Origin of the sequence: Nocardia anaemiae NBRC 100462 (assembly GCF_001612725.1) — a bacterium.
Classification (GTDB): domain Bacteria; phylum Actinomycetota; class Actinomycetes; order Mycobacteriales; family Mycobacteriaceae; genus Nocardia; species Nocardia anaemiae.
Window position 1 is genome coordinate 76632 of record NZ_BDAZ01000063.1, and the last position, 20572, is coordinate 97203.

Below are 20572 nucleotides of genomic sequence, written 5' to 3' on the forward strand. Positions count from 1 at the left end.
AACTCGACGACCAGAGACCATGCGGCACAACCGTTTCCGATGCACGGATGCATCAACCTCTTGGCGGCTCGCTTATGGTGCGCGAAGGAGGTGGTATTCGCATGCGTACATCGAAACGCATGCCCCCGAGAATTCAGGCCTGGCCAGACCCAAGTCAATGGCGGCTACCACCTCCTGGTCGCGTACGCCGAAGCAGTCTGTCCGACCGGCAGATTCACGCTATCAACTGGGTTGAACCGCGTACTCCCAAGAGTGGCTAGCCACAACTCCGTAAGCGCCGCTCAAATGCATTGCGGCACTTAACCATCGACGAGGCTGGCGTTCCGGTTCCCGTCGCCGAGGACTCGATAAGCCAATGGAACGCGTCCGGTTGGTTGACGAATCGAGCGACCACCTACTGCCACCGTAGCTTCGCGGGCCGGGCCCGGCTGTCCTCCTCCGATGTGTGGCGGAGTGTCGTGACCGAATCGGGCCAGCGATATATAGCATTTCCACATCAGAGCCGTGGTCTCCACCATCTCGTCGTACGGATTGATCCACCGCAGTCGTCAGCGCCGTAGAAGTGTCGTCGGCGCATACTCGTCGAAAGGTTTGCGCGTTGACCATCATGTCCTCGACAGTGCGGTGTCTCGGGTTGGTCGTGTTGCTGCTGGGACTGACCACACCGGCCGCGGCGACACCGACGGCTCCCGAGCTGGGGCACGCGGGCCGCTGGCTCACCGACGACCAGGGCCGGGTGGTCACCTTGCACGGCGTGAACTTGGTCTACAAGTACCCGCCGTACTTCCCGGCAGCGGGAGGTTTCGGCGAGAACGACGCCCAGTTCCTGGCCGACAACGGTTTCAATGCGGTGCGGCTGGGATTCGCATGGAACGCGGTCGAGCCGCAGCCCGGCGTATACGACGACAACTACATCGCGCAGCTCGAGCAGACCCAGCAGTTGCTCGCCCGGTACAACATCTACAGCCTGGTCGATTCCCACCAAGACGCGTTCAACGAATCGGTGGGCGCGAGTTGGAGCGGGTTCCCCGGCTGGGCAACGATCACCGACGGGTTCCCGTTGCAGCCCGACCCCGGCTTTCCATTGGTCTACTTTACGAGCCCCGCGCAAAACCAAACATGGGCGAACTTCTGGCACAACCGGGCTGCCCCCGATGGCATCGGATTACAGGACCACTATGCCGCCATGTGGGAGCATGTCGCGCAACGGTTCGCCGACGAGCCGTACGTGCTGGGCTACGACCTGATCAATGAGCCGTGGCCCGGATGGGATTACCCGACCTGCTTTCCGCAGGGCTGCCCCCGGTTCGAGAGCGATGTGCTCGCACCGTTGGAAGCCAAAGCGATGAACGCTATACGCCGAGTCGACCAGAAACACCTGTTGTTCTACGAACCTTCCGTAACCAACGACTTGGGTACGCCGGACTGGATGCCGAATCCCACCGGCGATCCGAACACGGGTTTGAGCTTTCACGACTACTGCGTCGGTCCGGTCGACACCTGCATCAGCAACGGATTGGATCGCGCCGCCGCTGACGGAGTTGTCGGGCTGGTGACCGAGTTCGGCGCGACCAAGGATGCGACGAGGCTGACGCGTCTCGCCGACACATACGACGACAACATGGCTTCCTGGCTTTTCTGGTCCCAAGCGCAAAACCAGACCCCTGGTCACCCCCAGGAGCCGCCGACCGGCCCGAACCTGATGGACCCGGCCCTTGTCCGGCCATATCCCGGAGCGATCGCAGGCACCCCGCAACAGTGGCACTACGACGGCGCGACCGGGACGTTCACCCTCCAATACAGTTCCCGCCGAGCCGATTCCGGCCAACCGTTCCCACCAGGCGCCCGCACCGAGGTGTATCTGCCGCCGAGCAACTACCCCAACGGCTACCGGGTCGAAGTCCAGGGCGCCGAGGTCGTATCGTCACCCGACGCCCGGCTACTCCAACTCACCACCACCCCCGGCCAGGACACCGTGCAGGTGACTGTCACGCGACGGTGATCGGCACCGACGCCACCTGAAGTTCCTACCGACTGGTCCGGACGAACTCGGGCAGTCCAGGCGATCAATCGACGAGCTGAACTGCTGGCCGCCCACGGCGAGAAGCGCGACGTACAGCGCGCGCTGGCCATGGCCGAAGCAGCGGCCGAAGCGGCCGACGGCGTAGAACCTCGTGCGTCGATGTATTGGTGGAGTACCGGATTCGGTGCCGTCCAACGCGGCGGTGTGCTGGCCATGCTCGGGTACAGCGGCGAAGCAGTCGCAGAGGCGACACATGGGCTGGCCGCGATGCCAGCCGAGCACCGCGAGAGTGAATGGTTGGCTCCGCCCTGCGCCGAGTCGACCCCGACATGAGCGGCACATGATGCGCTCGGCCCGCCGGACCATCGGCGTAATCGACTAACTTGGCAGACAACCGCGTGGCAAAGCGGTACCAGGTGCTGAGGAGGTTCGGTGGATACGAACGCGGAGACGACGGGTTCCGCGAGCTTCGACGAGCTGGCGGTCGAGATACGCCGCCGGATGGATTCGCTGTCCACTGCGCACAAGAAGTTGGCTCAGCGAGTGTTGTCGGACCCGGAAGCGGTGGCGTTCATGACTGTCTCCGAGCTCGCCAGCGCGGTCGATGTCAACGAGGCCACGGTCGTGCGTTTTGCTAATGGCCTGGGTCTGAAGGGGTATCCGGGGCTTACGCGACTGTGTCGTGAACGGTTGCAAGAGCAAGCACAACTGTTGCGCCGCTTCGACAATCTCGAACACCTTGTAGCCGAAGGTGTCGGAGCGCGCGAACAGACCGTGGCGCTGGATCAAGCGAATATCGCCCGTACGTTCGCGCGCATCGACGACGCGATGTGGGATTCGGCCATCGATCGGCTGGCCCACGCGCCCCGGGTGCATGTGATGGGTATGCGCAAATGCCACGCCCCGGCGTATCTGCTGACCTATCTGCTGCGGATGCTGCGCGAGGATGTGTCGGCGATTGATGCCACTGCGGGAACGCTGACCGACGAACTGCGTCGGGTACGTGCGGGCGATTGCTTCGTCGCGATGTCGATCCACCGATACAGCCTGGACACCGTGCGTGCCGCCCAATGGGCTCGACAGCGCGGTACGCACGTCGTCGCATTGACCGATACCGCCGTATCGCCCCTGGCAGTGTCGGCGCACGATACGTTTTACGTCGATGCGTCCAGCGCGAGCATCCTGCGATCGATGACCGCCTTCATCTCCCTCGCGCAGGCGATGACGGGTGCCGTTGCCCAAGTCCTCGGGCATGAAGTGCGCCCCACCTTGCTCGAGGAGGAGAAGCTGTTGAGCGAGTTCGGCGTCTACGCCCCCGAGTGAAAGCGGCGGTCGACTACTCCGCCGGAGCGAGCTGTGCCGCGCGGGCTCGGCGCTGATGAATCAGACCCGCGGTGACCGCGGTCGCGGTGACCAGGAGAGTCAGCGCGAGCGGCGTACGGGTACCGGAATTCAGGGCCATGCCACCGACGATGGCCAGCAGGACGACTCCGACCGCGTAGGACAGGTACGGGGCGCCCCACATCTTCACCGGCAGCGCAGTGATCTGCGCCGCGGTCTTACGACGACGCCCGATGATCTGGGTGGCGCAGATACACAGGTAGACGACGACCGCGACCGCACCCGAGGAACTGAGCAGGAAGGTGAACACCGCTCCGGTGGGCAGGAAGTAGTTCGCCACGACCGCGACGAATCCGGCGCTGGAGGCGGCGAGAACACCGGCGACAGGCACCCCGGAGCGCGCGGTCCTACCCAACACGCGGGGGCCTTCACCGCGGCGCGAGAGCGAGAACAGCATCCGCGATGACGAGTAGAGACCCGAGTTCAGGCACGACAACACCGCCGTGAGTACCACCAGATTCATGGTGGTCCGCGCACCGGGAACACCGAGCAGGTCCAGCACAGCGGTGTACGGGCTCTGCGTGACTTGCGTTGCGTTCCAAGGTAATAGCGTGACCACGACGAGTACCGAGCCGACGTAGAAGATCAGGATGCGTCCGGCGACGCTGCGCATGCTCGCGCGCACCGCGCTGACCGGATCCTGTGCCTCGCCCGCGGCGATCGTCACCAGCTCGGTGCCGAAGTAGGAGAAGAACACCGTCAGCGAGGCCACGAGCAGAGGCATCGCGCCATTCGGGAACAGGCCACCGTGCCCGAGCAGGTTGGCCGTCCCCGGCGCCCGGTAGTGCGGGAACAGGCCACAGATGGCCGCGATGCCGATTGCGATGAAGGTGACGATCGCGACGACCTTGATCATGGCGAACCAGAACTCGAAACGCGCGAAAGATGTTACCGCCGCGAGGTTTACCCCGGTCAGGGCGCTCATGAAGATCAGGGAATACAGCCAGGTCGGCACCGACGGCAGGAGTTGACCGGCGACCGCCGCACCGGCGACCGCCTCGAAAGCGACTGTGACACACCAGTGATAGGCGTAGACCCAGCCCACCGACAGTCCGGCCCAGGTACCGAGTTCACGGGAGGCGTAGCTCGAGAACGATCCCGTTTCGGGACTGGCTGTCGCCAGTTCCGCGAGCATGCGCATCACCAGGATGATCACCAAGCCGGTTAGTAGGTAGACGATGACGATCCCGGGACCTGCCGCGGAGATCGCTTTGCCGCTGCCGACGAACAACCCGGCGCCGATCACGCCACCGATGCCGATCATCGTCAGCTGCCGAGTGTTGATGCTGTGCTTCAGATTTCCCGAGCTGGGCACGATGCCTTCTTCCATGAACCGTGGGCGAGTAGTGACATACAACACGCTCAGCCGGTTCAATGCAATAGAAATTGCATAAGATGTACTGATTGCAAATGTCATGGCATAGTGCAGGTGTCGAACCCACCGAGGAAGAAGTGAGGTCCATGTCCACAGTGCTGGTGAGCAGATCCGGTTCCATCGCAACGCTCGTTCTCAACCGCCCCGAACGGCTCAACGCCGTCAACGCCGAGCTGTACCGGACGCTGGTCGAGGAACTGACTGCCGCCGATTTCGACCCGGGGATCCGCTGTGTCGTCCTCACCGGTGCCGGACGGGCATTCTGTGTGGGTGCCGACCTGAAAGCGCACAAGTCCGCGACCATGACACCCGCGGAGCAGGCGCGCTACGTCGAGCTCGGCCAGCGCGCCTGCGAGCAGATCCAGACGATGAGCACCCCGGTGGTGGCGGCGGTCAACGGATACGCCCTCGGTGCCGGTGCGGAGCTGGCCGTCAGCGCGGACTTCCTGGTCATGGCCGAGGACGCGCAAATGGGGTTTCCCGAGGTCAGCATCGGCACCTTCGTCGGTGGTGGCGTGACCAACCGGCTTCCGCGCCTGGTCGGCCTGCGTAGGGCCACGGACATGCTGATCCTCGGCGAGCGATTCACCGGTCGGCAGGCACTCGATTGGGGGTTGGCCCATTCCGCGGTAACCGGGGATCTTCTGCTCAGTTCGGCCCAAGCGCTCGCCGAAACCCTCGCGGCGAAGGCACCACTCGCGCTGGCACGGATGAAGGCGGCATTGCACCGCGATGACCCCCTCGACGTGGCGCTGGCCACTGAGCCGCGCGAGCTCCTGGCATTGATGGCCACCCGGGATTGGGCAGAGGGCGTCGCCGCATTCGCCGAACGCCGCACCCCCGTCTTCGAAGGAAAGTAGCGATGACCAGCATCGACGACCGCGCGTCCAGCATCGACGCTCCCACCCGCACCGCACTCGAGCGGCTGTTCGACCCACATTCCGTCGCCATCGTCGGCGCGTCCGCCAATCCGGCCAAGCGCGGGTTCCAGGCCATCCGCGCCCTGCAACAGTCCGGCTACGCCCATCCCATCTACCCGGTCCACCCAACAGAACCGCAGATCCTCGGCCTCGGCGTGTACCCCTCGATCGATCGGCTCCCGCACGGCATCGACGTAGCGCTGATCGCGCTGCCTGCCGCGGCCGTCCCCGACATGCTGCGCCGGTGCGCCGCCGCCGGTATCGCCGGAGCCGTCGTGCTCGCCAACGGTTTCGCAGAGATCGGGGAACCCGGCGCCGAACTCGCCGCCGCGCTCGCAACCGCGATCGCCGAGACCGGCATTCGGGTTATCGGGCCCAACACCTCGGGCCTGCTCAACGTCGCCTCGGGCGCGAATCTCGTTGGCCTCGAGGAGGTTCCGTGTGGCCCGATCAGTGTGATCACACAAAGCGGGAATATGCTGTTGTCGCTGGTCAACGATAATCAGGCGTTCAAAGGTCCCGGTTTCCACATCTGTGTCGGGCTGGGAAACCAGGCTGATATCCGGTACGACGAATGCCTCGCCGAATTCGTCCGTGATCCGGGTACGGGCGTCGTGGCAATTCATTCCGAGGGATTTACAGACGGACGGTCAATCCTGATCGCCGCCGCTCGTGCGGTGCCGGACACACCGGTTGCCATGCTGCGCGGTGGGCGCTCAGAGACTGGCCGCCGCGCCGCACGGTCGCACACCGGCGCAGTCGCCGGATCGGACGCCGTTGCGGCGGCCGTGCTGCGGCAGGCCGGGGTGGAGCTGGTCGACCGCTCCGACGAGCTCGCGGTCGTCGCCGGTGCACTTGCCGACTGCGCCCCGATCGCACCGGAACGCAAAGTCGCGATCCTCAGCGACGGTGGTGGCCACGCCACGCTGGCCGCCGACGCCCTCGCCGCCCGCGGCATCGAACTGGCCCGGCTCGGCGAGCGGACCCAGAAGCGGCTGCGGCACCTACTCGGCGCGACCGCAGCCGTGGCCGATCCCGTTGACGTGGCGGGCGCCACCGACACCGACCCATTGGTATTCGCCGAGGCCGCAGACATCCTCATGCGCGATCCCGAGGTCGGTCTCGTACTGGTCATCGGCCTCTATGGCGGCTACCACCTGCGCTTCGACCCAAAGCTGCGCGCGATCGAGGATTCCACCGCAGGATTACTGCTCACGCTCGTCGCCGAACACGGTGTCCCCCTGGTGATCCAGAGCTGCTACGCCGGTCTCGACATCGCCAACCACGACCGTCTGAGAGCGGGCGGCATACCGGTGATCAGCTCCATCGATCACGCCGTGCGGGTCGTGGCGGCCCTGGATCGGCGCGGTCGCCTGCTGGCGACCGCCACGCAACGCTCCACCCTCGTACTTCCACCATCGGCCCCCGCCATCTCCGGATCGGGACTCCTCGACGAACCAACCGCACGGCGGGTTGTCACCGCCGCCGGAATCGAGCTCGGCGCATGGACTTTCGCACGCACCGTCGATGATGTGGCCACGGCTGTCGCCGACTATCAGCGACCGTGCGCGCTGAAAGTTGTTTCCCCGCAAGTCATCCACAAATCCGAGGTGGGCGGAGTCAAGGTCGGCGTAGTGGCCGCCCAGGCCGCCGAGCACGCACAGGCGATCATCGACTCTGTCCTCGCGCATCTGCCCGATGCCCGCATCGACGGGATGATCGTCGCCCCGATGGCCGATGCCGGAATCGAACTGCTGGTCGGTGCCACTCGCGATCCGATTTTCGGGCCGGTGGTCGCCTTCGGTAGCGGTGGGGTGATGGTCGAGGCGTTGCGCGACGTCACCTTTCGCGCCGCACCCTTCACCGAGTTCGAGGCCCGCGAAATGATCGACGAGACGATCGCCGCCCGCATGCTCGACGGCTACCGCCATCTCCCGGTGGTCGACCGGCACCGGCTGGCCCGATTTCTGGTCCGCGTCGGCGATTTCGTAGCCGCGCACCCGGAGATATCCGAGCTCGATCTCAATCCGGTGATCGCTTCCGGTTCCGGCATAGTCCCGGTCGATATTCGAATTGTGTTGCGCGAGAACACCGGATATGGCAATGACTGAGCCGATCCGCATCGACCGCGTCGGCCATGTGGTCGTCTGGACACTGAACCGCCCCGCGGCGCGCAACCCGATATCCGCGGTCGACACGATAACCGCCCTGGAGAACGCGGTGACGGCGGTCAATCGAGACCACAGCGTGCGGGCGGCGATTCTCACCGGGGCCGGGACGGCCTTCTCCTCGGGCGGCGACGTAAAGCAGATGCGCGATCGTGCCGGAATGTTCGGTGGCACACCGGCGGAGCTGCGCCAAGGGTACCGGCACGGCATCCAGCGTATTCCAAAAGCGTTGTACCACTGTGAAATCCCCACGATCGCCGCCGTCAACGGTCCGGCCATCGGTGCCGGGTGCGATCTGGCGCTGCTGTGCGATCTGCGGATCGCCACGCACACCGCGGTATTCGCCGAGAGCTTCGTCCGGGTCGGACTCGTACCCGGCGACGGTGGCTCATGGCTGTTGCCGAGGGCGATCGGCATGGCCCGAGCGTGCGAAATGGCCTTCACCGGCGAACCGATCGATGCGCGCACCGCGCTCGATTGGGGCCTGATCTCCGATATTGTCGAACCCGACGCCCTCCTCGACACCGCCCACCGCCTCGCCGCCCGGATCTCGAGCAACCCACCGCACGTACTCCGGATGACGAAACGACTACTGCGCGAGGGCCGACACCAGAGCCTGGACAGCCACCTCGAGCTGTCCGCTGCGATGCAGGCGGCCGCCCACCATACCGACGATCACCGCGAAGCGGTCACCGCCATGCTGGAACGCAGACCGCCAGCCTTCACCGGCCGATGAGCCGGGTTCGCCGTCACTGCGTCGCGGGTCGGCACCCGGCCGGGGCGGCCTTCGGAAAAGGACGCGGAGCTCTGGAGCAAACACCAACAGCACAGATCCGGCCGAGCTCATCGTGCACGTCGCCCCCTTCGGTCAGGCTCGGCGAGCGCGGCGAAGCCGGAACCGCTGTTCGAATTCGGTGATGAACCCCGACTGTGGCACCGACGAGGTCGAGCGCTCCACGACACCATCGTCGGCGACGTAGAAAATGGAGCGGTCCAAGGCTATTTCGCCCGGCGGCACGGGCGAACGCACTATCCAGCCCACATCGACACGATCGGCGGTCAACATCGAGAGCGGGTATTCGGTGGTGTCGTAACCCCGCTGGCGGATGTGGTCCCGGACGAGGGCGACCGCATCCGCCTCGGGCAGCCGCGGCGCGTGGTCTGCCACCAGGCCCGCGATCGTGAACTGGAACATGGCGCCATCCACGTCGACCGTGTCGCCGGAACCGAAGACATCCGCAATCGCCGCGCTGGTCACCCTGCCGGTCTGCGCCGCGGACACCAATCGCTCAGCGGCTTCCGCTGTCGTGCTCGAGCGGTCCTCGACCAGGCTTTCGACAATTCCCGCGACGGTGCCGACCGTCCACACCGCGGGCATCGCGGGTGCGCATTCCGACATCGGCGCGGACTCACCTCGATACCATCGGCCGCCCTCCCACCAGTAACAAAAAGTCAGCAAGCCGGTTGCCGCACGTGGATTGAGCACCGGGTCCGCCACCCAATCCGGCGCCCCCGCAAAGAATCTCGGAAGTTCCGCGCCCGTGTTGTAGACAGCGTCGAGGATCGGCGCATTCCAGACACCCCCCGACAGCACCGCCCGGTCGCCGGGCAGCCGAGTCAAGGTCGAACCGCTGTGTCCCGCGCTCTCGAATATGCCAACCGACGGACCGACACGTGGTCCCCGTTCCGATCCGACCGCGACGAAGGCTGCCGACAGCGTCGCCCACCGAGCCCACAGCACGTCGAGCTCCGGCAGTTCGCTGTCCACGGCCACCGCCCGCAACCCCGCACGCTGATCCACCCGCATCTGGTCGGCGGCTTGCCGGGGCGGCCGCGAATGCGGTTCCCCGCGTCCGATATAGGCAGCCAACCACACCGGCAGCCGTTCCCGCGGAAAGCTTTCCAGGTCGGCGAGATACGCATCGGGTGCGAACAATTGCTCGCCGGGGAACGGTTCCGCACCGCGGTCCTCGACCACCTCGACCTCACGCGCGTCTACGCGCACGCCCAACCGCCACCACGGACCGTCGTCCGACCGAGCCGACAGCTGCCGGTGCCGACGCACCGCATCCCACACCGTGTCCGACACCCTGCACAGGACGGACCGCGTGCCGTCATCAGCGACCAGCAGCGCCGATTCGCAGACGACAGTCATCGCGAACCAGGCCTCCAACCGCTGCCACCCGGGCGGCGCCAGCTCGCGCAGTCCGTCCACGATCTGGTCGGTCGATTCCATCAAGTCGCCACCTCCCCGCGCGACCACCTCACCTTGCCCATGCCGCGCACCGAGACCGGCCGGGGCAAGTCATTGCGCGACTCAGCTTGTGAGGACCTATGAAGTAATTCCACAACCTGCCTGGCTAGCTCCAGGTTCGCTAGCAGGCGGCGGTTGTGCCCAGCATGAAGATTTCGCAGTTTCCGGCCCGGCGCAAGTGACGGTAATTGCCAGCCATGGCAAGGGAGTTTTCGGTGAACCGCTCACGATCACCTTGGTTGACGACTGCGCCTGGGGCGGAATAACCCGCCCTCCCGCTGTGCGTGCTGTTGCGGACGGCGGCAGGCAATCGCCCGCCGCTGTAGGTCGGGGTTAGGGAGGGACTACCGGCCGGGTGTGCACAATCACCGCGCCCTTGTGCAGGGCCGGGCGCATCTGTTCGAGCTGCTCCAGATCAGGCTCCATCGGCTCGGTCGCGGCGAGATGCATTGCGGGCGGCATGAAGTCGTCCCAGTCTCGATGGAGGGCGTCCAACCAGACCAGTCCCGCCACGTCCTGCGGGTACAGCTGCGCGAACCGATGCGCGTAGAAGCCTCCGAGGGAGTGCGGCACGAGAACGTGTGGGCCGGTGAGGTTCTAGGCGCGCAGCAGCTCGTGCAGTTCCGTTGCGACCGCGGCGGCGGTGCGCGGCAGCGGGAGAGGATCGCTATAGCCCGTGCCGCGGTCATACACCACAGCCGCGGTGAACTGCGAAACCCCTTGCTGGACACCGAAATAGTCCAGCCTGACCGCGCTCGCGCCCGGTAGGAACACGACGGCCGGTCCGCTCCTGTCCGACCGATGGACGAAAGTGCGGCGGCCGTCGATCTCCTGGAACCTCCGATCGGCGGCGCGAGCAGAGTCGAGGAAGTGCTGTTGTCGTCATGCGAGAAGCCTCAACCCTGACGCAGGGGCGACCCCTTCCGCCGCAGTACCCGAAACGTGCGCAGCTGTTAAACGCGCTGGCCGGGCGCCTGGTTTCGGCGGCATAAGGGGTGAAATCAATTGCACCAGTGCGGAATCGGGTGCGCACTACGACACAGTGAACTTCTTAGCCTGTCCGGAGACCACGATGCCGTCACGGTCGACGAGCGCCACCCGCACCTGCGCCTCGGAACCCGAGGTCAGCGGCGGCTGGCTGGGGTCCGCCGTCAGGGGGACGGTGGCGCTCTGCGGGGAACCGTTGCAGTCGACGGAATTTTGGGCGCCCTGGGCGGCGGGACGGTCGGCGTTGGGGTCGCCCATCATCGCCTGAATGCTCACCACCCCGGCGGAGTCGTCGCAGCTGTAGTCGACCTGGACCATGTTCGATCCGGCACCGGAGATGTCGAGAGTCGCGGCGGCGAGCGCGGGAGCGGCAGCCACCACCGAGGCGGCGGCCATCGCAGTGAAGACAGCCGCGATACGGGCAGAGTGCCCAGAGCTCGGGATAGTCATCATGTGCTTCGTTCCTCCTGTGTGGCGGACATAGATCACGGAACACAAAGGGAAGAGACGCGGTATGCATTGCACCGCCTGCATCCATGGTCCAGCCCTTGGCCCGCTGCGGTGGGAAAACCGCTCGAATCGACGCGTCACGGCGGCGTGGACCCGGGTGAGCTTCGTCGCCAGTGCCGCGGCCGGTGCCGAGGATTGCGATGCGGCACGCGCTACCGGCGAGTTCCACCCCTTGAAATCAATTATCTGTTCGGCGGCATCCGATGGGTTGACGGCTCGAGAAGGGCAATCAGCTGATGCGGCAGGCCCCTCGAGTCTGTCGGCGGGTTGAGCCACAGGTTCGCAGCATCAGACCAGCGTCCGGTGGTGACCTCCGGCGCCGAACCCCGTTAGGTCACCGTTGCGCCTGCTCCCCCGTCAGGGCGCCTTCGTCGACCAGGAACGCGGCATACCCGCCGCGCGATGATGGCGTCATCGCGCGACGGGCACGTTCTAGATCGGTGACAGGTGCCCACCGGGGCCTTGCCGAGGTCGATCACGCCGCGTAGTCGATGGGGGAGCCGAAGGTGCCGTCGCCGTTGCCGTAGCGCAGGGTGATGTTCCCCGAGCCGGTGTTGCCGATAACGACGTCGATCTTTCCGTCGCCGTTGAAGTCGGCGAGAATCGGGGTGGACAGGGGGACGAGCCCGCCGGAGGGGTATGTGTGGGGGGCGCCGAAGGTGCCGTTGCCGGTCCCCAGCAGGACGCCGATGCTGGAGGTGCCACCGTTGGCGACCAGCATGTCGATCTTTCCGTCGCCGTTGATGTCGGCGAGGTCGAAGCACTGCGGGAGCAGGCCGCCGGTCGGGTATGCCTTGGGCGCGCCGAAGGTGGCGTTCCCGTTGTTGAAGAGCGTGGACACGGTGCCGCCGGTGAGGTTGGAGAAGAGGATGTCGGGCTTGCCGTCGCCGTTGATGTCGCGCGCCATGCCGTACCAGGCGGTCAGGGCGCCCTCGCTGAACGTGATCGGGGTGGCGAAGGTGCCGTCGCCGCGGCCGCGGTAGATCTGGATGGTGCTGTTGACGTAGTTGCCGCGTAGCAGGTCGAGGTTGCCGTCCCCATCGAAGTCCGCGGCGTCGGCGGACCCGGAGCCGACGCCCAGGTTGCTGGAAAGAGTGACGGCCTTGGCGAAGGTGCCGTCGCTGTTGCCCAGGAGTACGGACATCGAAGGTGCCTGGTTGGAGGTGGCCAGGTCGGGGTTGCCGTCATGGTTGAAGTCGCCGACGGCCACCGCCCCGGGGGCAAGGTCGGTCGAGTAGTTGACGGCCTTGGCGAAGGTGCCATCGCCGTTGCCGATCAGGATGGAGACGTCGTTCGAGGTGAAGTTGGTGACGGCCATGTCGAGCTTGCCGTCGTGGTTGAAGTCCGCGATGGCGACGTAGTCCGCCTGACCACCGGTGGTGTAGCGGACCGTGGGCTGAAAACCCCCGCCGGGCTTGCCCAGGAAAACCGAGACGCCGTTCCCGAGAACGAAGTCGCTGAACACGACGTCCGGGTAGCCGTCGCGGTTGAGGTCGGCGACCGCGGGAACCGCGGGGCCAGGGTTGAGGTCGGCGACCGAGGCCACATCGGCGGATGCTGGGGTGCTCGTGAAGCTATTTCCGGCCAGCGCCAGAGAAGCGAAAGCGCTTACGACGAACCTGGTGCGAGACAATTGTTCTCCCGATTGTCCGAGATTTGACCCCGAGTCACCGGGGGATTCCCTATGTGCTGCCCAAGCCTGCGAGAAGAGGGCGCTGGGAACAACACCGATTCGGCCCGCTTACGATCACTTTCGCTTATCGACCACCGGAGGCTCTCGAAGATGCCGCCTGCCGCACCGTGATCCGAAAGCGGAGATGCGCGGCAGGTGCGGCAGCATGGTGAATCGGGTGGTCCGCTCGAGGAGGGTGCCGATCGCAGAGCTGTCCAGGCCCAGGATCAGATCCCTTTACCAAAGCACGATCCCGAGCCTCGACGGGACGGTGGCGGATCAGGTTGTCGGGGCCGCCAAACTTCTTGGGGCGTCCACGGGTGCGGGCTCGGGGACGCGCAACGCCCGCCCAGTGCGCAGGCACACGGTCGAGTCGCGGCGCGCCCCGCTCATCCGGCCTATCGCGTGTTTACCCACGGCCGCGCCCTGAGGTTCGACGGTCGGTAGCCGTGTCGTGGGGTCCGGACAGGACCCACGACACCGCTACCAACTGCGCTGCACCCGTCAGGCGGCGTCGAGGGCCGCGGTGATCTTGCGAGCCATCGCAACCACGGCGGGGCCGGGCTCGCCCTTGCCAGGCCCGGCGGCGGCTTCAACGGCCACCAAGACAGTGCCACGGAAGTTGTCGACCTCCTCCGGATATTGCTCGCCGAGCAGGCTCATGGCCGCGGTCAGGCTCGGCAGCACCTGATCAGCCAGCTCGGCAACGGACTTGCCATGCAAATGAATGTCTTTGGACTTGGCAGCGAGCACATGCCCGACCAGCCCGGTCGCGGAGGTCAAGGCGATGCAACCGTGCGAGATGCCCTTGTGCGGCGCACCGGAAGCCGCCATCAACGACACCGCGCCATAGGCGGCGGTGCGCAGGGTGCTCTTGTCCTGATCAGTCAGAGTGATGGTGACAGACATGTCGTGTACTCCTCGAAATCGGTTGTGGCACTGAACCGTGTCGGTGCCGATCGTTTTGTTCGATGAACACACTGTCGCCGGGCCGACTGACACCGGCCTGACACACACCTGACACCTCCACTGACACCGCGCCTCACCATTGAGAGCGCATCTCGAGCGGCCATCTCCATGTCAGAAATTCTGCTTCTGGCACAACGGGATTCGGCCCTCTGCGATCTTCTCCGAAGGCCATGGCCGGGAAACGACAGTTCGTCGAGAGATCTCATGTGGTAGTCCTTATGCGGGCTGTCCGGACTCCATCCCTCGAGGTAGGGGCGGCAGGCTCGATGTGGAAGTCGATTACGCCCAGCGCGGCGAGACCTGTTGTCGGAATGAGACGTTCGGCCAGCTCTCGTGGCTGGACTGGCAAAACCAATGTCGGTACCTCGGGACGGTGCCGACCGGGCCGAAGTACGAGACGATGCTGCACGAGGAAACACCAGAACCAGACGAAACGCCAGAACCGGTCCAGTTCGACCAGTGGTTCGTGGTATCCACCGGAGATCAGGACGCGTTGCTGGAATCATTCGGCATGGTGGACAGCAGGCCGGTGACGATGCGCCAGGGGATAGAAGTAATGAACACTTGGCACAACGCTGGAGTCGCAGTGACGTACTTCAGCCCCGAGTTGGATGGTTGGACGCTGGTTTCCGGGTACCACCTACCAGGCATCGACACGTCGTGGGAACCGCTGCAGACGTTCCTGTGCGACCTCAGTCGTCGGTTCGGCACCGCCTGCTGGTATGCGTCCGACTACGGGTTCGACGGCTGGGCGCTGGCTGAAAATGGCGAGTTGACAAGGCTTTACGCACAAGGAGACCTTGGTCGCGACGAGATCGGCCCGCCGCATCGGGCCGAAGGCGACAGCTGGCCGTTCGCACCGTCGTCGGAGGAACTCGAGAACTGGCCGATGTGCGACCTGGCGACAGTTGCCGAACGCACCTCACTGAACCCGATGACGCTCGGCTCGCACATAAGGGTGCGCGGCCACGCGGTCATCGCCATAACCGAGGCGGAGAACGCAAAACGCTTGCCAGCCGACATGATGCCCAACTGACCCCGAATCACCACGAAGCTCGACCACGAGTTCGCCGAAGTCGACCTCGGCCTCGTCGCCGGGTCGATGTGTCTGGGCAATGAACGCATCGACCAGGCCGCGCCCGACCCGGCTTAACATCGGCCAGACTGCGGCCCGAAACAAGCTCCAGCACAGGCCGTTTGAACACCGGATGCGACCGGTCTCCAGGCGGCCGATCTGGTGATGATTCGCCGCGCGCCTTGACCAGCTGGACGGCCAGGGCGTCGATGGTGTCCTGCTGTGCCATAACGGATCTCCTTATTACTTCGAGGCGATCATCCTGGTTGGTGATCGTGATGTGCCGTGGCGATCCCGTCTGTAGGGATTACTGGGTGGGCAACCGGCCGGAGCTCCATGTGTCCGAGCCGATTCCAGAGATCGGCCCCTCGGGCACGGCGTGGCTGCGAGACCTCGTCGCCTAGCAGGTGGGCATTTAAGATGCAGCGATGACTGATCGGGAGCCGAGCCAAGTCGACGCCCCTGGGGACTCCCCGGCGGGACAACCGGTCGAGGTGCCTGTCACCTTCTCGTGGCCACGCGATATCGCATACGCCAGTCCAGGCGCGAACATGGTGGTGCGGGCTGTCGGGTCGGAGGTGGGGCACGCGCTGCTGATAGAAGTCGACTTCGGCGAGTTTCCCGACCTACGAGAAGTGTCTGACACGCAGCAGGTCGTGCGGGCGCTGCTGCTCGCGCTCGTCGATTACGAGGTATCGAAACTTCCTGAGCGACGCCCAGATCCGGACTCGGAGACCACGGAAAAGCTGATGCAGATCATCAACGAGGCCGCGCAGGATCACACCGAAGTCGGCGACTTGGTCCGAGAAATCCTGAAAACCCAAGATGCCGATTCCCTGGCCACGGTCGTCTCCGGTCTCGCGGGACGACTTCCCGCACGGATCGAAGCATCGTTGTCGATCTCGAGCAGTGTGACGGTCAACCCGTGGCAAGAGGTCGTTCAAGTTGCCGTTCCTGCCGTCACAACGGGTGGATTGATGGCCGCTGCGGCACGCGCCGGGTGGGTCGCACTGCGCAACGTACCGGCGATTCTCGATGTCATCGTGCGGGCAACCACAATCAAGGCCGAGCGAGCGGCCCGGATCGCGGCTTTGGAAGCGGAAGCGTCTATCCACCAGAACGAGGCTCTGCTGGAGATAATCCGAACCTCGACAGAGGTCGCAGCCGCGCGCCGCGCGCTCGATGCGATCTTGGATGTCTCACCTGATATCGCCAGAGGTGTTCACGTTCAGTCGATTACCGATGAAGAGGCGAACGAACGACGACATCGCCTGCTACGAGCCGTCAGACAGGAAGCGGAGCCCTCCGATAGTCCATCTTGAGCACTATGACTGCTGCCAGCGTTGACTGCTAGGGGCAAACGGGCCGTCCCCTTGTTTGGTTCTGGCGCAAACAAGCGAGTGACCCGGTCGCCGCAGGCTGTAGCGGTGGGATCTCGGCCCCATCGTCGAGCGTGACATGATCGCATAGGCACGCACCGGAGGGGCGTGGTGCCATGAGGTGATCGGCTGGATGATGTTGCCGCAGTGGCCCATGCGACTGCGGCACGACGCACTGCGGATAATTCAGGCCGTCTCGGCGAGCTGGACGCGCACGGTGACGCGTCCGCGTTCGTCGCGATGCGCCACCGCGTGCCCGCTCTGGTCGACACCGCCGATACGTAGCGTGATCGGTGCGCCCTCGCCGAGGAAGTTCCGCCACCACTTCTTCTTGTCCGGCATGGCCACCCCGATGATGTACTCGCCATTCGAACGCCGGTAGTTGACGGGCGTACTGAAGGTCTGTCCGGAACGGCGGCCTGTGTAGGTAACCTGAGCGAACGCTTTACCCAGTACCTTCCCGGCCACCGGCGCCTCGGTCAACGCAACCACTCCAGCGTTGAACCCATTGATCCCTCGCCGCAACAATGATTCCGATCCCATCGGCTACTCCTGCTCTGTTGGTGAACTCCACGACCGAGGTCGTCCACGCACACAACGACTCCCGAGGCGACCGAGTTCCGGAGTCCGGCCGGTCGCCGACTACTGACCCACCTTCTGGTCGCCGTCCGTCGCTGCGCCTTTGCTAGACAAGGACAGGGCGGGCCACATCAAAGTCGTCAGATCCCGTCCCGTGGTCGACTGGGTCACCCCTGATCGTGAACGCGAATGGGTGACAACAGAAACAGATAATCGACGAGTATGCAGGTGAGGGCGACCGCGACCCCAAGAATGAGTGCTGTTTTGTCCATTGCCCAAACCGAGTGTTCTGATCGAGGGCACTGTCGTGCGGCTGCGTGGTGGCGGAATGTTCATCCAGCCTCACCCGAAAGGCGGACCCAATGACACGCGACGGCTGTTCCTGCACAACTGGACCCGCACCGAGGCTGGCGGCTCGGCGGGAGGACTTGATCTTCCCATCGGCGCGGCGACGAAATAGAGAATAAATAGCGAGTTGGCCCTTTCTGGGCAGGCTTCCACATGCCCCCTGGCTCGCTGACCAGGGTTTCGTGGGGCCGGAGGGGCTCCAACCCGCGACCAATGGATACTGCCCACCTCCTCGCTGCCCGGATATCAAGCAACCCACCGCACGTACTCCGGATGACGAAACGACTACTGCGCGAGGGCCGACACCAGAGCCTGGACAGCCACCTCGAGCCGTCCGCTGCGATGCAGGCGGCCGCCCACCATACCGACGATCACCGCGAAACGGTCACCGCCATGCTGGAACGCAGACCGCCAGCCTTCACCGGCCGATGAGCCGGTGGGAATGACATCGACGGCAAGCCGTTATGGCGCACAGGACTTCTCGGTGATCGCGAATCGGTCGAGCCGATCCCGAAGGCGGCCCCAGCATCCTGCACTACCGGACAGTTCATCCGGGATCGCGACGAGCCCCGAGGTCACATACCGGCCTACCAGCTCACACCAGGGAGCGGTCAGGCGCAGACGCGATTGAGTTCATCGGCGTAAGGGTCGAGGTCAGCGACGTTCTCATGAGTTCGCGCTACGGTAGCTATGCCAGTGATTTCGAACCTACTGCTCGGATTGGAGGAGTTGTGACAAATCCTCCGGTTCTGGTGCTCGAAGCCACGGGCGGACAAGGCGGGCTGTCACCGATGCGCGGCGGTGTGCTGGCACGTTGACCACCAACTGGACGCGACGAACCCTCACTCGCTGAATAGGCCCTTCCGCGGAGTCCACGACTGAATCGAACCAGCGACGAAGGGAAAACTGACATGTCGGAGCTGTCGTCATCGAATTCCACCGCGACGTGGCCGCGGCTGCGCGTAGCGGACTGGACTGATACACGTGACACCCTGCACATGTGGACGCAGGTGGTGGGAAAAATCCGGCTCGCACACGCACCATTGTTGAATCACTGGTGGCAAGTGACCTTGTATGTGAGTCCGCGCGGACTGACGACCTCGGCGATACCCTACGCCGACCACCTCTTCGACATCGAATTCGATTTCCTCGCGCACCGATTGCTCATTCGAGCCGATAACGGCGATACCCGTACCGTGGCACTCGCACCGAAATCGGTGGCGCAGTTCTACACCGAAACCATGCAAGCGCTTGATGAACTCGGATTCCAGACCCGAATTCAAGGCCGCCCCAATGAAGTCGAGGTATCGATACCATTCGCTGAGGACACCCGGCACGTCTCCTACGATCCGACATTCGCGCAGGCGTTCTGGCGGCAACTCGTACACGCCAACCGCTTGCTCAACGAGTTTCGCTCCGGCTATACCGGCAAAACCAGCCCAGTTCATTTCTATTGGGGCGCAATGGATCTTGCCTACACACGCTTTTCGGGACGAACTGCTCCCGAACACGGCGGCGGCGCACCGCACTGCGCCGACTGGGTCATGGTGGAGGGTTATTCACACGAGCTCAGTAGCTGCGGATTCTGGCCCGGCGGTGGCGAGGAAGGCGCGTTCTACGCCTACTCCTATCCCGAGCCCGACGGCTACAGCGAGCGTCGGCTACGGGTGCCCGGCGCGACCTACGACCCCAACCTGGGTGAATTCGTCCTACCGTATGAAACAGTGCGCACCGCGGACGATCCGAATGCCGTGGTCACCGAGTTTCTCCGCGAAACCTACGAGGCCGCAGCCGAACTCGGCCATTGGGACCGCAGCACACTCGAATCCGACCCCCACCGCTGGGCTGAGCAGCGAGCCGCCGCACCCTGGGCACTGCGCTGACCGTTACGAACCCCACTATCGACTGCGGAACCCCGGCCCCGCGATCAGCACGACGCGCGCAACCGAACCGGGCGCCTCGCCGCAGCCCTCGTCGCCGACGGCGGCTTGTGTGCGTGACCGGGCATTGGGCGAACCCGCAGTAAGAGCCGACTGCAGGTTCGGAGTCGAGCACACCAGCAGCCAAGGGGGACGGTACCGGGGCCAGTTCATCGCTCAGACATCTAGCAGCTCGAACCCCATGCGACCGACCTGTCCCGGAAGACACCAGCAGTCGAAGACATGGGCGACTTCCCTGAGCCTCGACAACGATCGGCATGCCGTATTCGTTCGGCCCGACCATGAACGGGCAGCGGTGAGTGCGACGCCGACTGGATCGCTCACTTAAAGCAGAAAAGTTACCTTTAAATGTTCCCGTTCCGGCCGAACGTCCGATAGCCAGCGGTAAGCTGTTGTTGACGCCTAGAGCAGTACCAAATGACGTCTTGTTCGGATCGGTCGATGCTGCAGCTGTCGGCCAACCTGAATGCGCGTTCTCAACTGGACGCATATGCACTTCAGAAATAACGAATTGCGTGCCGCAAAGTCGATCGGCACGTGACGTGCTCGCAGCCCAAGTCCCGTAGCTCGGCAGCGCGGCCCGCTACGCGGACGTCACAAATCTCGTTATTAGGAAGCAAAGCAAAATGTCTAGCAGGATCGTCAAAACCCTAGCCGCGACTGTAATTGCCGCGCCACTACTCGTCCTCGCGGCCCCGGCAGCCACCGCCGATTCGACGCCCGCGCCGCCCCCTTCATCCTCCACTACCCCCATTGACGGATCATTCGGATCCGCTACGTGGTGCTTCCCGCTCGGTAGTGTTGTCTGGTGCATCTGAGTGCACACCAAAACTCTGGTGCGGGGATAACAGTCGAGATCTGAGTCAACTCTTGGTAGCGCAGTGATTGCTGAGCTCAATTGTGTCCAGCGGCGTACCCGCACACAAGCAATTCCGCGACAGCAACAGCGCCGAACCTTGGGACCGATACTGC

Annotated in this window: 17 protein-coding genes and 2 pseudogenes; 10 read left to right on the forward strand and 9 right to left on the reverse strand. The window is 64.6% G+C overall.

Translation table 11 applies throughout. The features are described from left to right. Positions 1 to 607 precede the first annotated feature (607 nt). From NA5_RS30970 to NA5_RS30980, 3 genes are all read left to right on the forward strand, one after another. The gene (locus NA5_RS30970; RefSeq protein ID WP_245672478.1) at positions 608 to 2002 is read left to right on the forward strand and encodes a cellulase family glycosylhydrolase; all 1395 of its coding nucleotides are present in this window, start codon (positions 608 to 610) and stop codon (positions 2000 to 2002) included. A 129-nt stretch (positions 2003 to 2131) separates the two neighbouring features. Further along, a complete protein-coding gene (locus NA5_RS30975; protein WP_062992432.1) occupies positions 2132 to 2356 on the forward strand; it encodes a hypothetical protein in 225 nt (74 codons plus the stop codon). A gap of 99 nt (positions 2357 to 2455) precedes the next feature. Then, complete coding sequence (locus NA5_RS30980) at positions 2456 to 3346, forward strand: MurR/RpiR family transcriptional regulator (RefSeq protein WP_218020195.1); 891 nt, start codon at positions 2456 to 2458, stop codon at positions 3344 to 3346. A 13-nt stretch (positions 3347 to 3359) separates the two neighbouring features. Here the strand turns inward: NA5_RS30980 and NA5_RS30985 are convergent, their stop codons facing one another. Then, the gene (locus tag NA5_RS30985) at positions 3360 to 4739 is read right to left on the reverse strand and encodes an amino acid permease (RefSeq protein ID WP_245672475.1); all 1380 of its coding nucleotides are present in this window, start codon (positions 4737 to 4739) and stop codon (positions 3360 to 3362) included. 146 nt (positions 4740 to 4885) lie between these two features. Between NA5_RS30985 and NA5_RS30990 the strand changes: the two genes are divergently transcribed. From NA5_RS30990 to NA5_RS31000, 3 genes are read left to right on the forward strand one after another with little or no spacing between them, the layout of a single operon-like run. Next, entirely contained in the window at positions 4886 to 5659 is a 774-nt protein-coding gene (locus NA5_RS30990; protein WP_062992435.1) for an enoyl-CoA hydratase/isomerase family protein, read from the forward strand. Positions 5660 to 5661: 2 nt separating this feature from the next. Next, positions 5662 to 7830, forward strand: a complete 2169-nt coding sequence (locus NA5_RS30995) for an acetate--CoA ligase family protein (protein ID WP_062992437.1) — start codon at positions 5662 to 5664, stop codon at positions 7828 to 7830. After that, the gene (locus NA5_RS31000) at positions 7823 to 8623 is read left to right on the forward strand and encodes a crotonase/enoyl-CoA hydratase family protein (RefSeq protein ID WP_062992439.1); all 801 of its coding nucleotides are present in this window, start codon (positions 7823 to 7825) and stop codon (positions 8621 to 8623) included. Before NA5_RS30995 ends, NA5_RS31000 begins: the two co-directional genes overlap by 8 nt. Before the next feature lie 132 nt (positions 8624 to 8755). Here the strand turns inward: NA5_RS31000 and NA5_RS31005 are convergent, their stop codons facing one another. From NA5_RS31005 to NA5_RS31030, 7 genes and pseudogenes are all read right to left on the reverse strand, one after another. Further along, positions 8756 to 10123, reverse strand: a complete 1368-nt coding sequence (locus tag NA5_RS31005) for a hypothetical protein (RefSeq protein ID WP_062992441.1) — start codon at positions 10121 to 10123, stop codon at positions 8756 to 8758. Positions 10124 to 10474: 351 nt separating this feature from the next. After that, entirely contained in the window at positions 10475 to 10714 is a 240-nt protein-coding gene (locus tag NA5_RS42530; RefSeq protein WP_245672476.1) for a hypothetical protein, read from the reverse strand. Between the two features lie 24 nt (positions 10715 to 10738). Beyond that, positions 10739 to 10915, reverse strand: coding sequence for a hypothetical protein (locus NA5_RS42535; RefSeq protein ID WP_245672477.1), 177 nt, complete (start codon positions 10913 to 10915; stop codon positions 10739 to 10741). A gap of 258 nt (positions 10916 to 11173) precedes the next feature. Then, on the reverse strand, positions 11174 to 11581 hold the full coding sequence (locus tag NA5_RS31015; protein ID WP_157110729.1) for a hypothetical protein: 408 nt from the start codon (positions 11579 to 11581) through the stop codon (positions 11174 to 11176). Between the two features lie 532 nt (positions 11582 to 12113). Then, a complete protein-coding gene (locus NA5_RS31020) occupies positions 12114 to 13184 on the reverse strand; it encodes an FG-GAP repeat domain-containing protein (protein WP_062992445.1) in 1071 nt (356 codons plus the stop codon). Positions 13185 to 13442: 258 nt separating this feature from the next. Beyond that, positions 13443 to 13691 (reverse strand): annotated as a pseudogene (locus tag NA5_RS42540) (IS30 family transposase); the annotation flags it as partial. A 123-nt stretch (positions 13692 to 13814) separates the two neighbouring features. Then, positions 13815 to 14219, reverse strand: coding sequence for a hypothetical protein (locus NA5_RS31030; protein WP_062992449.1), 405 nt, complete (start codon positions 14217 to 14219; stop codon positions 13815 to 13817). 328 nt (positions 14220 to 14547) lie between these two features. Between NA5_RS31030 and NA5_RS40815 the strand changes: the two genes are divergently transcribed. Together NA5_RS40815 and NA5_RS31040 are read left to right on the forward strand one after the other, a co-directional pair. Continuing rightward, complete coding sequence (locus tag NA5_RS40815) at positions 14548 to 15315, forward strand: hypothetical protein (protein ID WP_062992451.1); 768 nt, start codon at positions 14548 to 14550, stop codon at positions 15313 to 15315. A 590-nt stretch (positions 15316 to 15905) separates the two neighbouring features. After that, positions 15906 to 16676 (forward strand): hypothetical protein, encoded by a 771-nt coding sequence (locus tag NA5_RS31040; RefSeq protein ID WP_157110730.1) that lies wholly within the window; start codon positions 15906 to 15908, stop codon positions 16674 to 16676. A gap of 243 nt (positions 16677 to 16919) precedes the next feature. On the opposite strand, the gene NA5_RS31045 is transcribed toward NA5_RS31040, so the two are convergent. Further along, entirely contained in the window at positions 16920 to 17276 is a 357-nt protein-coding gene (locus NA5_RS31045; protein WP_062992456.1) for a nitroreductase/quinone reductase family protein, read from the reverse strand. 606 nt (positions 17277 to 17882) lie between these two features. Here NA5_RS31045 and NA5_RS39720 point away from each other — a divergent pair. After that, positions 17883 to 18092: pseudogene (locus NA5_RS39720) on the forward strand (enoyl-CoA hydratase); the annotation flags it as partial. 479 nt (positions 18093 to 18571) lie between these two features. Then, positions 18572 to 19543 carry a DUF5996 family protein gene (locus NA5_RS31050; protein WP_062992458.1) on the forward strand — a complete coding sequence of 324 codons (972 nt, stop codon included), beginning with the start codon at positions 18572 to 18574 and terminating at the stop codon, positions 19541 to 19543. Positions 19544 to 20572 lie beyond the last annotated feature (1029 nt).

Bases quoted from the DNA above. Each gene is read 5' to 3' on its own strand.
- NA5_RS31005 (WP_062992441.1), bottom strand. From the start codon at position 10,123: ATGGAATCGACCGACCAGATCGTGGACGGACTGCGCGAGCTGGCGCCG.
- NA5_RS31045 (WP_062992456.1), bottom strand. From the start codon at position 17,276: ATGGGATCGGAATCATTGTTGCGGCGAGGGATCAATGGGTTCAACGCT.
- NA5_RS30975 (WP_062992432.1), top strand. From the start codon at position 2,132: ATGGCCGAAGCAGCGGCCGAAGCGGCCGACGGCGTAGAACCTCGTGCG.
- NA5_RS31050 (WP_062992458.1), top strand. From the start codon at position 18,572: ATGTCGGAGCTGTCGTCATCGAATTCCACCGCGACGTGGCCGCGGCTG.
- NA5_RS31000 (WP_062992439.1), top strand. From the start codon at position 7,823: ATGACTGAGCCGATCCGCATCGACCGCGTCGGCCATGTGGTCGTCTGG.
- NA5_RS31015 (WP_157110729.1), bottom strand. From the start codon at position 11,581: ATGATGACTATCCCGAGCTCTGGGCACTCTGCCCGTATCGCGGCTGTC.
- NA5_RS31030 (WP_062992449.1), bottom strand. From the start codon at position 14,219: ATGTCTGTCACCATCACTCTGACTGATCAGGACAAGAGCACCCTGCGC.
- NA5_RS31040 (WP_157110730.1), top strand. From the start codon at position 15,906: ATGGTGGTGCGGGCTGTCGGGTCGGAGGTGGGGCACGCGCTGCTGATA.
- NA5_RS30970 (WP_245672478.1), top strand. From the start codon at position 608: ATGTCCTCGACAGTGCGGTGTCTCGGGTTGGTCGTGTTGCTGCTGGGA.
- NA5_RS30995 (WP_062992437.1), top strand. From the start codon at position 5,662: ATGACCAGCATCGACGACCGCGCGTCCAGCATCGACGCTCCCACCCGC.
- NA5_RS30990 (WP_062992435.1), top strand. From the start codon at position 4,886: ATGTCCACAGTGCTGGTGAGCAGATCCGGTTCCATCGCAACGCTCGTT.